At 62.4% G+C, this 15,672-nt stretch carries 15 protein-coding genes; 13 read left to right on the forward strand and 2 right to left on the reverse strand.

Features of this window, described 5'->3' with window-relative positions:
- Window positions 1–63: 63 nt before the first annotated feature.
- A complete protein-coding gene (locus AC13RE_RS19425; RefSeq protein WP_488564130.1) occupies window positions 64–1,671 on the reverse strand; it encodes a XylR N-terminal domain-containing protein in 1,608 nt (535 codons plus the stop codon).
- A 328-nt stretch (window positions 1,672–1,999) separates the two neighbouring features.
- Between AC13RE_RS19425 and AC13RE_RS19430 the strand changes: the two genes are divergently transcribed.
- The 10 genes from AC13RE_RS19430 to AC13RE_RS19475 all read left to right on the forward strand — a co-directional run bounded on the left by AC13RE_RS19430 (window position 2,000) and on the right by AC13RE_RS19475 (window position 11,338).
- A complete protein-coding gene (locus AC13RE_RS19430; protein WP_488564131.1) occupies window positions 2,000–2,818 on the forward strand; it encodes an SDR family NAD(P)-dependent oxidoreductase in 819 nt (272 codons plus the stop codon).
- 69 nt (window positions 2,819–2,887) lie between these two features.
- Entirely contained in the window at window positions 2,888–4,189 is a 1,302-nt protein-coding gene (locus AC13RE_RS19435; RefSeq protein ID WP_488564132.1) for an ABC transporter substrate-binding protein, read from the forward strand.
- Window positions 4,190–4,322: 133 nt separating this feature from the next.
- Complete coding sequence (locus tag AC13RE_RS19440; protein WP_183874197.1) at window positions 4,323–5,051, forward strand: ABC transporter ATP-binding protein; 729 nt, start codon at window positions 4,323–4,325, stop codon at window positions 5,049–5,051.
- Entirely contained in the window at window positions 5,048–5,776 is a 729-nt protein-coding gene (locus AC13RE_RS19445; RefSeq protein ID WP_488564133.1) for an ABC transporter ATP-binding protein, read from the forward strand. Before AC13RE_RS19440 ends, AC13RE_RS19445 begins: the two co-directional genes overlap by 4 nt.
- Entirely contained in the window at window positions 5,763–6,620 is an 858-nt protein-coding gene (locus tag AC13RE_RS19450; RefSeq protein ID WP_112413316.1) for a branched-chain amino acid ABC transporter permease, read from the forward strand. Before AC13RE_RS19445 ends, AC13RE_RS19450 begins: the two co-directional genes overlap by 14 nt.
- Before the next feature lie 4 nt (window positions 6,621–6,624).
- Complete coding sequence (locus AC13RE_RS19455; RefSeq protein WP_488564134.1) at window positions 6,625–7,662, forward strand: branched-chain amino acid ABC transporter permease; 1,038 nt, start codon at window positions 6,625–6,627, stop codon at window positions 7,660–7,662.
- A complete protein-coding gene (locus tag AC13RE_RS19460) occupies window positions 7,659–8,672 on the forward strand; it encodes a zinc-dependent alcohol dehydrogenase (protein WP_488564135.1) in 1,014 nt (337 codons plus the stop codon). The genes AC13RE_RS19455 and AC13RE_RS19460 overlap by 4 nt, the downstream gene beginning before the upstream one ends.
- Before the next feature lie 23 nt (window positions 8,673–8,695).
- Entirely contained in the window at window positions 8,696–9,475 is a 780-nt protein-coding gene (locus tag AC13RE_RS19465; RefSeq protein ID WP_488564136.1) for an alpha/beta fold hydrolase, read from the forward strand.
- A gap of 43 nt (window positions 9,476–9,518) precedes the next feature.
- Entirely contained in the window at window positions 9,519–10,745 is a 1,227-nt protein-coding gene (locus AC13RE_RS19470; RefSeq protein ID WP_488564137.1) for an acyl-CoA dehydrogenase family protein, read from the forward strand.
- On the forward strand, window positions 10,742–11,338 hold the full coding sequence (locus AC13RE_RS19475) for a flavin reductase family protein (RefSeq protein WP_488564138.1): 597 nt from the start codon (window positions 10,742–10,744) through the stop codon (window positions 11,336–11,338). The genes AC13RE_RS19470 and AC13RE_RS19475 overlap by 4 nt, the downstream gene beginning before the upstream one ends.
- 16 nt (window positions 11,339–11,354) lie before the next feature.
- Here the strand turns inward: AC13RE_RS19475 and AC13RE_RS19480 are convergent, their stop codons facing one another.
- Window positions 11,355–12,305 (reverse strand): LysR family transcriptional regulator, encoded by a 951-nt coding sequence (locus AC13RE_RS19480; RefSeq protein WP_488564139.1) that lies wholly within the window; start codon window positions 12,303–12,305, stop codon window positions 11,355–11,357.
- Between the two features lie 79 nt (window positions 12,306–12,384).
- Between AC13RE_RS19480 and AC13RE_RS19485 the strand changes: the two genes are divergently transcribed.
- From AC13RE_RS19485 to AC13RE_RS19495, 3 genes are read left to right on the forward strand one after another with little or no spacing between them, the layout of a single operon-like run.
- Window positions 12,385–13,266: a dioxygenase family protein gene (locus AC13RE_RS19485; RefSeq protein WP_488564140.1), complete on the forward strand. Its 882-nt coding sequence runs from the start codon at window positions 12,385–12,387 to the stop codon at window positions 13,264–13,266.
- Complete coding sequence (locus AC13RE_RS19490; protein ID WP_488564141.1) at window positions 13,263–14,324, forward strand: maleylacetate reductase; 1,062 nt, start codon at window positions 13,263–13,265, stop codon at window positions 14,322–14,324. The genes AC13RE_RS19485 and AC13RE_RS19490 overlap by 4 nt, the downstream gene beginning before the upstream one ends.
- A gap of 35 nt (window positions 14,325–14,359) precedes the next feature.
- Window positions 14,360–15,643 (forward strand): ABC transporter substrate-binding protein, encoded by a 1,284-nt coding sequence (locus AC13RE_RS19495; RefSeq protein ID WP_488564142.1) that lies wholly within the window; start codon window positions 14,360–14,362, stop codon window positions 15,641–15,643.
- Window positions 15,644–15,672 lie beyond the last annotated feature (29 nt).

Here is a 15,672-nt window from a genome sequence, read left to right on the forward strand (position 1 = left end):
TGCCGCGACGTTGCCCGAGTCATCGTGGGCTGCGGCATAGCTAACTCTCGATCTAGAATGCCGTTACTTGCTGCGCCGCGCGTTGTCGATACGATAGGCGAGCTGCGCTCGTGTCAGGCCAAGCATGCGAGCGGCTGCCGAAAGGTTTCCTTGTGCCTGCTCCATGGCGATCTCATACAAGGAGTGCTCGAGAGCGTTGAGCGAAAATCCGTCGGATCCCAATAGCTGGTTCGGATCGATTACGCTTTTTCCGGATCCGGTGACGCTGTTGCGTGGATTGGGAGCAAGATGCGCCAATGCGATTTCGATCTGAGCGGCGGAAATCGTCGCGCCGGTGATCAGCGAATTGAGCACGGCGATAAGGACGCCACGCATCTGGCGCAGGTTCCCCGGCCAAAGTTGCGTCTCGATCAGCTTTTTGGCGCCTGCCTCAAAGCTTGGAGGCTCTAGCCCCATGCGAACTGCAAGTTCCTGTAACATGGTGTGGGCGAGTGCCAGCCGCTCGCCTTCCCGCTCAGCCAACGGTGGCATACGAACGCGCAGCGGCGATAAGACCGAGTGAAGCTCGGTTGAAAAGGCCGGCATCTCCGATTCCTGGCATTCGTCCGCAATCGCAAGAATGCGCGGGCCTCCTTCCGACATGCCTTCCTCGACGGCCCGGGCAAAATGCGGTTGAATGTCGGCAGGTATGGTTTCGACAGCGTCGATCACGATTGTCTCGCGCTGAGGCGCCCGGCGGGCCGCCTTAACCGGTCGTGCGACCTCGGCGCAAAGCGCAAGATCGACTTGCATCCCAACTACCCGCCGTAGATTGGTCGCAGTGGCAGCAGATCCGCGATGCAGATAGCGCGCGGCAATGCCGCGTCCCGTCCCCGGCGCACCGGTTATCAGCACGGGCAGGGTTGTGGCCGCGAGGCGGTCGAGTCGGTCGCGCACCGGCATAAGTATCAGGCTGTCGAGCCTGGAGAGAGGCGTGCTGGCAGCGCGCGCGGCGCTGCTGCGCGAAGCAGATGCGGTGCTGATGTCGTCGGCAACATCGATGCGCTCGCGGAAAAGCATCACCTCTGGATCGTTGAGGCCCCAGCTATCGGCTGGTTTTCCGACCACCCGGCAATGGCTGTGGCCCTGCGCCGCGCATTCGATCTCCTTGTAAACGATCAGGGTGTCGAAAAACTCACTGGCATAACCTGACGCGTAGCCAAGCTGAGTCCAGCAAACGGGTTCAGATGCCAGTCGCGTCTTACTGAATTCGGCGGCTTCGACGCTATCGCGCCAAAGGAATTCGGCAGAAAATCGCTTCTTGCGGAAGTCGTATGAGTTGAAGACCGTCTCGACACGCACAACGCCGCTGAAAGTGTGCAGCCGCGTTCCGGCCGTGAAGGCATCGCCTATGTCGAGATTTGGCCAGCCGGCGCGCACGAAGCGTGCATCCGAGCGGCCGGACATGAAGCCCAGGCGCAAAAGGAAGACGCGGGCCTCCTTCTCTCCGAGCAAGCGCACGAGTTCCCGCCTCAGATCGGAAAGGGCGGACGCGCGCTGCATAACGATGCGCGCGCCATTCAGCTGGATCGTTCCGTCATTCGGATTAAAGACCAGGCTGGAGAGAAGCTGCCGGACGGTCGGATTGCCGCCTCGATCCAGCATTCTCGAAGATTCGACCAATCCCTGCATCGATACCTCTTCTGCGCAGCGAGCGGTTCGGCGATCCTTTTTAGGATTGCCGCTTTATGAAATGATGAAGTCACTTCATCATTTCAGCAAGTGGTCGCCTTGACAAGTCCACCTAGCGAGGTGAGTTCTTTTAAAGAATATCGTTCTGTTTCAAGTCATTGGAGTTTATCCGGAGAACTTCTCCGCATTCGCTGTCAGCTTTATTTGACAGGCCGCACGGATTTCTCGTCCTAATGAACCAATTCTGCTGCGTCGGGGAGGGCAAGGCAGAATGGAGGAGTTCGAGCCAAGGCTCGGGCATGCCGCCCCTGGCGGCACGGGAGGAAAAATGACGAGCTTGCAGGATATGTTCGACGTTCGCGGCAAATCGGTCATTGTGACCGGCGGTGCGAGTGGCATAGGGCGGGCCTATGCGGAGGTAATGGCGGACAATGGAGCGCGTGTCTGCATTTTCGATATGGATGCGGACAATCTCGACCGTGTGGTGGCGGAAATCGCCCGAGATGGCGCTGAAGTCTGCGGTCTGGAGATCGATGTCTCGAATCGGGCGACCATGGCGGCTGCTTTCGATGCCGTGGCCGAGCGTCATGGACGGATCGACGTCGTCTTTGCAAATGCAGGAATCGATGCCGGGCCTGGCTTTCTGTCTACGACAGGCGAGCGGCTCAAGGACGGAGCCATCGATGTTCTCGACGATCATCACTGGGATCGAGTGATCGAGGTCAATCTCTCCTCGGTCTATACAACCGTCAAGCATGCGGCCCGCCATATGAAGGCGACGGGAGGCGGCCGTATCATCGTCACCTCGTCCATCGCTGCCCAGATCAATGAGGCAATCGTCGGTACGCCCTATATGCCAGCCAAGGCAGGCGTCGACCATTTCGTACGCCAGATGGCGATGGAATTGGGGCAGTTCGGTATTCTCGTCAACTGTATCTCGCCTGGTCCCTTCATGACCAACATTGCCGGCGGCAGGTTGCGAATACCGGCGGACCGCAGGGCGTTCGAACAGCAGTCGCTGATCGGGCGGATCGGCGATCCCGAGGACATCAAGGGGCTTGCTCTCTATCTAGCGTCGCCCTGCTCGTCCTACGTCACAGGCAGCCAGATTGTCATCGACGGAGGTTCGATGCATCGCATCAAATAAATGAACTTTGCCGGATGCGGGAGGAGGAAATCGCAGCCGGCGAATGAGATTCAGAGGGAGGATAAAATAATGGAATCGAAAAGCAGTTTGTCGATGCCTTCGCGCCGCACGGTGCTGAAGGGAATAGGCGCTGGCCTCGCCGCCTCAGCGCTCGCTGCGCCGATGATTGCCCGCGCGCAATCGGCCGGCACCATCAAGGTCGGCTTCATCACGCCAGCGACCGGGCCTCTCGCCCTTTTCGGTGAGACCGATGGCTGGGCGCTGGAAAAGATCAAGGAGCAACTCAAGGGCGGGCTGGATACGGCGGCCGGCCACTTCAATGTCGAATTCCTGATCCGCGACAGCCAGTCGGATCCCAACAAGTCTGCGGAAGTTGCCGGCGATCTCATTCTCAATGAGGGCGTTCACCTGCTGCTGCCGGCCTCGACGACCGATACGGTAAGTCCTGCTGCCGATCAGGCTGAGCTCAATGAATGCCCCTGCATCTCGACGGGCGCGCCCTGGCAGGCGATCATCTTCCCGCGTGGAGGCAAGGACAAGCCGTTCAAGTGGACCTATCACTTCTTCTGGGGCCTGGACGAAGCACTGAACACCTATGTCGGCCTCTGGAACACGCTGGAAAGCAACCGCAAGGTCGGCATGCTGTTTCCGCAGAACGCGGATGGTGAAACATGGGGCAACATGGATTACGGCCTGCCTGCCCCTACCAAGAAAGCCGGCTTCGAAATCGTCGTTCCCGGCTTCTTCCAGCCACGCACCAACGATTTTTCGGCGCAGATATCGGCTTTCAAGCAAGCGAACTGCGATATCATCGGCGGTATCGCCTATCCGGCTGATCTCAAGACCTTCGTCAACCAGTGTGCCCAGCAGGGGTATAAGCCGAAGGCGATTACGGTCGCGGCCGCGTTGCTCTTCGCCTCGGGTGTGGAAGCCATGGGCTCGCTCGGTGAGGGCATGTCCTCGGAAGTCTGGTGGACACCGGCCTTTCCTTTCAAGTCGACGCTGACCGGTCAGGTGAGCCGCGATCTCGCGGACCAGTGGGAAGTGGAAAAGAAGAAGCAGTGGACGCAGCCGCTCGGCTACAGCCACGCTATCCTCGAAGTGGCGATCGACGTTCTCAAGCGTTCCAAGAACCCGCTCGACCGCGCCGCCAACCTCGAGGCGGTTGTTGCCACCAACATGCAGACACTGATCGGCCCGGTCAATTTTGCCAAGGGACCGCACCAAAATGTGGCGACCTCACCGATTTTCGGCGGGCAATGGGTCAAGGGCGACAAGTGGCCCTACGACCTGAAGATCGTCGACAATACCGTCAACAAGCTCTTCCAACCGGAACGCAAGATCGTGCCGCTGCCCTGGCGGACTGCCTAAGCAAGGCGTGAAGCCAAGGCAAAGCGAGATGCCGCTCCTGCCCGATGCGATCGGGCCGGGGCGGATTGGATGGAGGATCGGAAGGGCGCGCCCAAACGCGCCGCCGGCGGCAAAAAAGCCGGGGTGGAGGAGCATGGAAAACGGCGTACTACTCGAGGCACGCAACCTCAGCAAATCGTTCGGGGCCCTCAAGGTCTTGCACGAGGTGAGTTTTACGGTCAGCTCTGGCGAGGTTCTGGGCATCGTCGGGCCGAATGGAGCCGGCAAGACAACCCTATTCAACCTGATCAGCGGCGACATGCGTGTCGATGGCGGCGAGTTGATCTTTGACGGGCAGAAACTCGTTGGCCAGCCGCCCTATCGCCGTTGCAAAATCGGCATCGGCCGGACCTACCAGATCCCGCGTCCCTATGTCGGTATGACGACCTTTGAGAATCTGCTTGTCGCCGCCTTCTTCGGCAGCGGCGCCAAGGATGCCGAGAGCTATCGGCGTTGCGCCGAGATCCTCAGGGCCTGCGAGCTGTCCGACAAGGCGAACCGTTCAGCCGGCTCGCTGACGCTGCTCGACCGTAAGCGGCTGGAACTCGCGCGTGCGCTCGCCTCGTCGCCGAAGCTCCTGTTGCTCGACGAGATTGCCGGTGGGCTTACCGACGAGGAGGGTAGGGCGCTTGTCTCGCTTATTCGCCGCATCCGCGACAGTGGCGTCACCATCGTCTGGATCGAACATGTGCTGCATGCGCTGCTCGCCGTTGCCGACCGCATGCTGGTGCTGAATTTCGGGGAAAAGATCGCGGAAGGTGTGCCGGCCGAAGTCATCCAAAGTCCGGAGGTTCGAAGGGTCTATATGGGGGTCGAGGCATGAGTGCAGCACTGCTTTCCACACACGGACTGGTCGCCCGCTACGGCGATTTTCAGGCTCTTTACGGTATCGACTTCGAGATTGCCGCGGGCGAGGTCGTCGCCCTGATCGGGGCCAATGGTGCCGGCAAGTCGACGCTTCTGAAATCGATCATGGGCCTTCTCAGCGTTGCGCCAGACATGGTCCAGCTCGATGGCCGTCCGGTCGGAGGCGCCAAGCCGCATCGGATGGTAGCCGACGGCGTAGCGATCGTGCCCGAGGGCCGTCGCCTCTTTGTCGGCATGTCGGTGATCGACAATCTGCGCGTCGCCATCGACCACGCCGGCAAATCCGCTGCCAATGGCTGGACGTTGGAGCGCTTGTTCGCGCTCTTTCCGCTTCTCAAGGAAAAGCAGGCCGTGCCTGTGGAATCCCTGTCCGGCGGGCAGCAGCAGATGGTGGCGATCGGCAGGGCGTTGCTCAGCCAGCCGCGCGTACTTCTGTGTGACGAAATCAGCCTCGGCCTGGCACCGAAGGTGGTGAAGGAAATCTACCAGGCGCTGCCGTCGATCTGTGAAACCGGTACGGCGATCGTGTTGGTCGAGCAGGACGTCGGGCTCGCCCGCTCCTCGTCGAACCGGCTCTACTGCATGCTTGAGGGACACGTCAGCCTCACCGGCCGATCGGCTGACGTCTCGCGCGAAGCGATTGGCGAAGCTTATTTCGGAGGGGCTCATGCAGTGGCTTGACGGGCTCATCCAGGGCATTCTTCTCGGCGGTCTCTACGCCCAATACGCGCTCGGCATGGCGCTGATGTTCGGCGTCATGCGTGTCGTCAACATCACCCATGGCGACCTGGTGATCCTCCTGGCCCTGATCGGCATCAGCCTGGCCACGACCTTCTCGCTCGGCCCGTGGTCGGTACTGGTGATCCTCGTGGTGCTTGGGGCCGTCATCGGCGTCATCCTGCAGCGGCTCATCCTCAACCGCGTCGTCGGTGCCGATCCGCTTCCCTCGCTGATTGCCACTTTCGGGCTCTCCATCGCCCTGCAGAACGCCATGCTGCAGATATGGTCAGCCGACACCCGCTCGCTAGGCGGCGGCGACATCGTGCATGCCTCCTTCCAACTCGGGCCGCTCTTCGTTGGCGTCCTGCCAGTGATCGTGCTTCTGACGGCGACGGTGCTGACGGGCGGCCTCGACGTGGCGTTACGCTCGACACGTTTTGGCCGGGCCCTGCGCGCAGCGTCGGCCGATGTAGAAGCCGCGGCGCTGACCGGTGTCAACCCGAAGACCGTCTACACCGGGGCAACGGCAATTGCTGTCGCGATCCTCGGCTTTGCCGCGGTCTTCCAGTCGTTGCGTTCGACCGTGGCGCCTGCCGACGGGGCGTTCCAGCTGATCTATGCCTTCGAGGCTGTCATCATCGGCGGCATGGGCTCGATCTGGGGCGCTTTTTTCGGAGCGATGGCGCTCGGGGTCAGTCAGTCCGTCGGTTTCCGCATCGACCCCGGCTTCGGCATCCTCGCCGGCCACCTCGTTTTTTTGATCATCCTCGCCCTGCGTCCCCAGGGCTTCCTAGGAAGGGGTTGAAGCCGTGACCAATGCGTTCGCCGCCCGTTTGACCGATGCTATCCCGCGGCCCGCTGTGCGCGTACAGCGCCAAACGCGCTCGAGCCTGATTGCGCTCGTTATCAGCGTCGCGCTGCTCGCGGCCGTTGCTTCGATGCCGCTCTGGGCGAGCCAAGGCCTCATCCGCGACGTCGTCGAACTGTGCTGCTACATCACCGTCGCGCAGATGTGGAACCTGCTCGCCGGTTATGGTGGCCTCGTCTCCGTGGGTCAGCAGGCCTTCGTCGGTGCGGCCGCCTATGCGATGTTCGTCATGGCGCAGCTTTGGGGCTTGAGCCCCTTCCTCGCCGTGCCTTTGTCGGTCATTGCACCGGCGATACTGGCGGCACTCACCTATGGCCTGCTGCATCGACTCGACGGTCCATATTTCGCCATCGGCACCTGGGTGGTGGCGGAAGTCATGCGCCTTGCCACGTCTGTCTTCAGTTATGTCAATGCCGGCGCCGGCATGAGCTTGCGTGTCATGTCGAACTACACGCCTGGCGAACGCGCAATCGGCATTTCGGTACTGGCGGCACTCATGCTGCTTGTCGCCGTTGGTGGCAGCTATGTGCTGTTGCGTTCGCGCTATGGCTTGGCGCTGGTCGCCGTCCGCGACAATCCGATTGCCGCGGCAAGCCAGGGCGTCAACGTCGGCCTCCTGAAATTCCTGATCTGGGTGGCCGCCGCCGCCGGTACCGGCCTTGCCGGCGCCATCTACTTCATGGCGCAGCTACGCATCACGCCGCCGGCTGCCTACAGCCCGACCTGGGCGAACGTGTCGATCTTCATCGTCATGGTCGGCGGGCTTGGCTCGCTCGAAGGGGTGCTGATCGGCGCGCTTGTCTATTTTGTCGCCGACCGTCTATTCGGACAGTACGGCGCCACCTATCTCGTCGTCCTCGGGCTGCTCACCCTCATCATGGCCCTTTTCGCCCGCGGTGGCCTCTGGGGATTGATCCAGAAGGCCACAAACGCCTCCTGGTTCCCCACGAGGCGCACGCTTCTGGAGGACCCGCGATGAGGGCCGCATTATTCGAGGCAGTCGGACAACCGCTCGATGTCAAAACGATCGAAAAGCCGGAGCCCGACGCCGACGAGATATTGCTCCGCGTTGCCGCCTGCGGCATTTGCGGCTCCGACCTGCACATGACGGAAGATCCCGAAACCTTTGCGCTCAAAAGAGGTGGCATCCTCGGCCATGAAATTTCCGGCGAAGTGGTCGCCTGTGGCGCTAAGGTCGCGAATTTCAAATCCGGCGACCGGGTTGCCGTCGCGCCGATGCGTGGCTGCGGTCATTGCGATAGCTGCTCGCGCGGCGAACCCGCGTGGTGTGCCGAGATGCGGCTGATCGGCGGCGGCTATGCCGAATTCGTCACCGTCGCTGCCCGTCAGTGCCGTCGGCTGCCGGACGATTTGCCGACCGAGGAGGGGGCTCTGGCCGAGCCGGTTGCAGTCGGTCTGCATGCGGTCACGCGGTCTGGGCTGAAGCCGGGCAACCGTGTGCTGGTCCTCGGTGCAGGCCCGATCGGCCTGCTCGCTGCCTTCTGGACCAGACGGCTCGGCGCCGCTCATGTCGTCGTTGCCGATCTGAACCGCCACCAAGCAGAACGTGCAGCCGAAATCGGTGCCACCGGCTTCGCACTCTCCGGGGAGGGGCTGGCGGAGGAGTTTCGCGCATTGACCGGAGGCGTACCGGACATCGTCTTTGAATGCGTCGGCAAACGCGGATTGATCGATGCTGCCTGCCGGCTGGCGCGCGTACATGGCACGGTGGTCGCGGTCGGCCTCTGCGTCGGCGGCGACACATGGGATCCATTTGCCGCGATTTCCAAGGAAATACAGGTGATCTTCGCCGTGTTCTTCACCATGGCGGAGTTCGACATGGCGCTGCAGGCGCTCGGCCCGGGCCGCCATCGGCCGCAGGCACTCGTGACCGGCCGGATCGGTCTTGCCGCTGTGCCAGGCGCATTCGAGGCGCTCAGGCGGCGCACAACGCAATGCAAGGTGCTGATTACGCCGACAGTCGGCTGAAGCGGCATTGGAGGAGGATTGGAATGAATTTCGAAACGATACATTACGACATCGAGGGGGTTGCGACCGCTGTACGAGTCATCGGCAAAGGCCGGGCCGTGCTCGCGCTGCATGGCGCCGCCACCATCGAAGGCACGGAATGGGCGCGGGGCCTCGCCGATCGCTTCCGCGTCTACCTACCCTACCATCCCGGCTTTGGCGACAGCGCTGAGGCGCCGCATGTTACCGGCATGCAGGACATCATTGTCCATAACCTGCATTTGGTCGCCGCCCTCGGTCTCGATCGGCCGCATCTCGTCGGCCACTCCATGGGCGGCTGGATGGCTGCCGAAATGGCCGCCGTCGCCGGCGAGCGTTTCGGCAAGCTGGTGCTGAATGCGCCCGCTGGCCTCAACGATCCAGATCACCCCGGCGCCGACCTGTCGGCGATAGGGCCTGAGGCGCTACCCGGCTATCTCTCGCATAATGTCGACGTTGCCCTGCGCTATTTTCCGGGCGGTGCCGAATGCCCGCCGCTCGACACCTTCCTTGCCGCCCGCGAGAAAGAGGCGCGGGCGCTCGGCAATATCGTCAAGGCCCACGGCATGGGTCATCCCAACCTCGGCCGCTGGCTTTCCCGCATCCCGAACGAGACGCTGATCGTCTGGGGCGAGAAGGACCGAATGCTGCCCGCTTCGCAGGCGCCGCTCTGGGAGAAACGCATCCCGAACGCCCGCACCCTCATGGTGCCGGAGGTCGGCCATTTCGCCATGCAGGAGGACCCGCGCGTGGTGACCGCCATCGGCGATTTCCTCGCCGGCTGATGCAGCTTGCCGCGAGAACACACCAGATTGTCAGGAGGAACAGATGAACGCACCTTTGAAACATAGTGCCGGATATTGGGGCACCAAGACAAACTTCGCCAGCCTTCTCGAGCATATCCGCAAGATCGGGCCGGTTCTTGAAGAAAACGCCGTGGCCACCGAAAAGCTCGGTAAGCTGAACGAGCCCACGTTCGAGGCGCTGAAGCCGCTGCGTATGTCGCATATCTTCGCGACCGAAGAGCTCGGGGGCGCACAGCTTTCGCCGACACAAGGCCTGCAGTTGATCGAAGCCATCACCTATCACAGCGGCGCTGCCGGCTGGGTGTCGATGGTGCATGCCTGCATCGGGGCGATGTCGGCCGCCTTCCTGCCCGACACCGCGATCTCGCGGCTCTTCGGCGGCGGCGCCGACAACCGTTTTTCGGGGCAGGGCACGCCGACCGGCATGCTGAAAAAGGTCGATGGCGGCTATCTGTTGAACGGCAAATGGTCCTATGCAAGCGGCATTCACCACGCGACATTCACCCATACCGCCGCCCTGCTCGACGACGGCAATGGTCATCCGGCCAAGGATGAGAATGGTAACGTGGTGGTGCTTTGCGCCCACGCACCGGTCGGCGAGCATGGACTGCTCGGCAATTGGAATGTGCTCGGCCTGCAGGGAACCGGCAGCATCGACTACGACGCCAAGGACGTCTTCATCGCCGACGACATGGTTTTCCCGATCATGACCGCCGAGCCGCAGCGTCAGAAGGAATTCTTCAGCCTTGGTGTCGTGGGCCTTGCCGCAATCGGCCATTCGGGTTGGGCGATCGGCGCCTCCCGTCGTATTCTGGACGAGATGGCCAAGTTCGCCGTGACCAAGACCGGCCGCGCCGGCTTGTTGGGCGAAAGCGACAAGTTCTGGTTCGACTATGGCCGGGCAGAAGCCCGTGTTCGCGCCGCCCGCGCCTTTTTGTTCGAGGTCTGGCGCGATGTGGAATCCTCCATCGAGGCCGGGAACGGGGTGTCCACGCGCCAGATCAGTCTCGTGCATCTCGCCAAGTCGGAAGTGCACGAAGCCGGCGTCGATGCCTGCCACTTCGTCTACCGCGCTGCTGGTGGTGCGTCGCTGCGCGATGGCGTCATGCAACGCACCTACCGCGAGATGCTGGTGGCGGCCAACCATTTTACGGTCAACACCAACATTGTCGGTGCCGCCGGCCGCGAGATCGGCGGGCTATGGAGCGATCGCGTCTGGCAGTTCTACGATCTGGTCGAGAAGAAATGACGGCGCGGTCCGGAAAGCAGGAGCGGGCAGCTCAGCCGACGGCCGGCGTCGGCGTGACGGAGGCGTTCATGGTGGCCTTCCGCCACCATCCGGCGGGTGTCGCCATCATTACCGCCGATCCGGGAGACGGGCCAGTGGCTCTGACGGTAAGCTCGCTAATCTCGATCAGCGCCTCGCCGCCGACGGTTGCCTTCTCCCTGTCGGATAATTCCTCCAGTGCGCACGCCGTGCGCCGGGCTGAGACGGTGGTCGTGCATTTCGTGCGCCGTAGCGACATGGAACTTGCCCGGCTCTGCGCCACCCGTGGCAAGGACCGTTTCGGGCCTGACATCCGTTGGGCAAGGCTCGAAAGCGGCGAGCCGTATTATCCGGATGTCGGCCTCTGGTTCCGGGCGGCGGTTCGCGGACTGTTTCCGGTTCCCGGAGCCTGCCTTGTCTCGGCCGAACTCCTTGAGGCTTCACCCGGGGCAGAAGAGGGGCTGGCAGATGACGCGCTGGTCTATGCCAATCGCGCCTGGCATGGACTGCGCTCGATCGCCGACGCCGGCTTGGCACCGTTGTTCCTGTGGCCTGACGATTCGGCGACCTTCTGAGGGGCGCCGTAAGCTGTCAGAGGCTCCAGATCACCGCCTGCTCATGGCGCTTGATCAGGTGTCTGAGGTCTTCGAAGCTCTTGCGAATATGGGCGCAGAAGGCCTCGACTGCCGGCACGCGGATTTCCTCGGTGCGCCGCAGGAGACCGAGCGCGCGCTCGGGATGAGGAATGTTGACCGGCAGCGCCGTGATCGACTTGTCGTTGCGATAGGCGAAGACGACGCTGTGCGGCAGGATGGTGAGAGCATCGCTCGCCTTCAGATAGTTGATTGCGCTCACCAGCGAGCCGCCGGAATAGCGGATTTTCGCCTCGGTGGCACCGAGCGAGAGGACGAGACTGTGCAGATCGGCAAACAGCGGGCTACCGGCAGGCGGAGCGATCCAAGGATACTCGAGGAGTTCCCCGGGCGCCAGCTTGCGTCTCAGGAGCAGAGGGTGCGTTACACGGCAGGCGACGACGTTGCGGCCGGGAAGCAACTCCTGGAAGCGCATGCCCGAGCCCTCGTCCAGCACGTCGATCGGGCAAATGGCAAGGTCGATGCGATCGGCGTCGATCGCCGCCCGCAGATCCGGAAGGTAACCGTAGCTCTGCTCGATGCGCACGTCCGGTGTGGCATTCTGGAACTCGGCGATCATGCCGGAGATCAGCGCATCCATGAAGAAGGGCGTGCCGCCGACGCGAACCACGCCAGTCCGGCCGTGTCGGAAGCCATCGACAAGCGACGAGGCCTTGCGCGCAGCCACCAGCATGGCTTGACCGTGGTCGGCAAGCGCCCTGCCAAGCGGGGTCGGCTGCAACGGCCGACGCCCCTTGACGAACAGCGGTTCGCCGAGCCGCTTTTCCAGCATGGCAAGGGTACGCGACACCGCCGGCTGGGTGAGCCCGAGCAGGGCCGCGCCCTCCGTCACACCACCGGCCTGTACGACGGCGGCAAGCTGAATCAGGTGTCGTTCATCGAGCTTCATAGCAATCAGGTATATTAAATAGGAGAAAAATCATCAACTGCTACGTTTGGAACTGATAACGTGCAGTTGAGGAGGAAGCATGGGGATCACGTCTTTTACAGAAGCGGATTCGGCTGCCCTTGTGGCAGAGCGACTGGCGCAGTGCGCCGGACCGCTGCCGGCCTTCCTTACCGCGCTGGTCGGACATATCCACCAGGCCGTCAAGGAAACACGGCCGACCCATGCGGACTGGCGACATGCCATCGAATTTCTGACCGAAGTTGGTCACGCAAGTGATCATAAGCGGCAGGAATGGGTGCTGCTCTCCGATCTTCTGGGTCTGACGGCGCTGGTGGAGGAGATCAACACCCGCCGTCCGAAGGGCGCAACGCCCAACACCGTGCGCGGCCCGTTCTATCGCGCGGATGCACCGCGGCTTATGTCGGGTGCGGACATATCGCTCGACGGCATCGGCGAGCCGCTGGCTGTCAATGCTCGCGTTACCGATCTCGACGGAAATCCCGTCGCCGGCGCGAAGGTCGAGACATGGCAGGCGAATGCGCAGGGATTTTACGAGAACCAGCAGCCGGATCTCCAGCCGGAGTTCAATCTGCGTGGCGTTTTCAGCACCGACGCGGATGGCGGCTTTTCCTACAGGACGGTTCGACCGGGCGGTTATGCCGTGCCCTGCGACGGACCGGTCGGACGGATGCTGCATGCGATCGGCTATCCGTTGCGCCGCCCTGCGCATCTCCATTTCACTATCACTGCGCCCGGCTTCCAGACGATCAGCACTCACGTCTATGACGGGCACGATCCGCATCTGTCGCAGGACGCACTGTTTGGCGTCAAGCAGGAGCTGGTTGGCACCTTCCTGCCCATTGGCAGCCTCGATGGGCCGGCGCCGGCCAGGGACAATGGTTGGTCGCTCGATTTCACCTTCGTAATGGTGCGGGCGCGAGAGGAGCGCAGGTCAGCATGACACTCGATTTTTCCTATCAGCCGCATTCGACACGCGTCGTCTTTGCTTCCGGAGCGAGCGCTGGCGTTGCCCAATGGATCGAGACGCTGGGCTGCCGCCGCGCGCTGGTGCTGACGACGCCGCAGCAAGCCGCTGACGGCGAGGCGCTGGCCGCTCGTCTTGGCGCGCTTGCCGTGGGCACATTCGCGGGTGCGACGATGCACACCCCGGTCGATGTCACTGAGCAGGCCCTGGCGCGCGCGGCCGCGCTTCAGGCCGATTGCGTCGTGTCGCTCGGCGGCGGCTCGACCACCGGTCTTGGCAAGGCAATGGCCTACCGTACCGACATTCACCAGATCGTCGTGCCGACCACCTATGCCGGTTCGGAAGTAACGCCGATCCTCGGTCAGACGGAAGGCGGCATCAAGACGACGGTTCGCAGCCCGAAGATCGTGCCGGAGGTGGTTATCTATGACCCCGAACTGACGCTTGGCCTGCCGGTCGCCATGAGCGTCACGAGCGGGCTAAATGCCATCGCGCACGCCGCCGAAGGTCTCTATGCCGACGACCGCAACCCCATCACCACCATGATGGCGATCGAGGGTATGCGCGCATTTGCCGAGGCGCTACAGGTGATCGTCAAGACGCCGCGGGATGCCGAGGCGCGGGAAAAGGCACTCTACGGCGCCTGGCTCTGCGGCACCGTGCTTGGGCAAATTTCCATGTCGCTGCATCACAAGATCTGCCACACGCTGGGCGGTAGTTTCGATACGCCGCATGCTGAGACGCATGCGATCATGCTGCCGCACACGATCGGCTTCAATGCTGCGGCGGTGCCGGAGCTGCTTGCACCGATCGGGGACATTTTCGGTGGCACGCCGGGCCAGGGGCTCTACGATTTCGCCAGATTCGTTGGCTCGCCGCTGGCGCTGAAGGATTTCGGCCTCACCGAGAGCGATCTCGACCACGCCGCCGAAATCGCCACTCACAACCCTTATGCCAATCCGCGGCCGATCGACCGGGCCTCGATCCGCGCGCTGCTTCAAGACGCATGGGCGGGAGAACGCCCACCGCTCTAAAACGCTTTAGGTTACTTTGGGAGGAGGAAACCAAAATGTTTACGAGACGTGACCTGCTGAAAACCGCAGCAGCGACCAGCGCGCTTGCCGCGACATCCAGCCTTGCCATGCCCGCGATCGCCAAGGGAGCGGCGATCAAGCTCGGCTATGTCAGCCCGCAGACCGGGCCGCTTGCCGCCTTCGCCGAGGCCGACAAGTTCATCCTCGATGGCTTCCTGGCCAAGACCAAGGCCGCCGGGTTTGACTACGAAATCATCGTCAAGGATAGCCAGTCCAACCCGAACCGCGCCGCCGAAGTGGCCAAGGAGCTGATCGTCAAGGACGAGGTCAATCTCGTGCTCGTCGCATCGACGCCGGAAACCACCAATCCGGTCGCCACCACCTGCGAGGCGGAAGAGATGCCCTGCATCTCGACGGCCGCGCCCTGGCAGCCCTGGTTCATCGGTCAGCAAGCCAATCCAGGCGACCCATCATCATGGAAGCCCTTCAACAGCACTTTTCATTTCTTCTGGGGCCTGGAGGATGTGATCGCTGTCTACACAAACATGTGGCAACAGCTGGAAACTAACAAGAAGGTGGGCGGCCTCTTCCCGAACGACGGGGATGGCAATGCCTGGGGCGATAAAGTGGTCGGTTTCCCGCCGGTTCTCGAAAAAGGCGGCTACACCCTTGCCGATCCCGGCCGCTACCAGAACCTGACCGATGATTTTTCCGCACAGATCAATGCCTTCAAGTCGGGCAACTGCGAGGTCATCACTGGCGTCATGATCCCGCCGGACTTCACCACCTTCTGGAACCAGGCCAAACAGCAGGGCTTCCATCCGAAAATCGCCTCCATCGGCAAGGCCATCCTGTTCCCCCAAGCGGTCGAGGCTCTTGGCAAAAGCGGTCACAATCTGTCCTGCGAGGTCTGGTGGTCGGCCAGCCATCCGTTCAAATCTTCGCTGACGGGAGAGAGCGCCGCCGAACTCGCAGCAGGCTTTACGAAAGCCACCAGCCGGCCCTGGACGCAGCCGATCGGCTTCGTTCATGCGCTCTTCGAGGTGGCTGCGGATGTCATGAAGCGGGCGGACCCGACGGATAGTGCGGCCGTGATCAAGGCGATCGCGGCGACCAAGCTGGACACGATCGTCGGTCCGGTCGCCTGGGACGGTGCCAATGTTCCGCCTTTTGCCGCGAAGAACGTGGCCAAGACACCGCTCGTTGGCGGTCAGTGGAGATTGAAGGACGGCGGTGGCTACGATCTCGTCATCACCGACAACAGGACCGCTCCCAATATTCCCACAGGCGGCAAGATGGAGCCGATCGCCTCGGCGTGATGCGCTGCCGGAGGGTGCGCCGGATTCGG

It is taken from the genome of Martinezella sp. CNPSo 3959 (genome assembly GCF_057784355.1).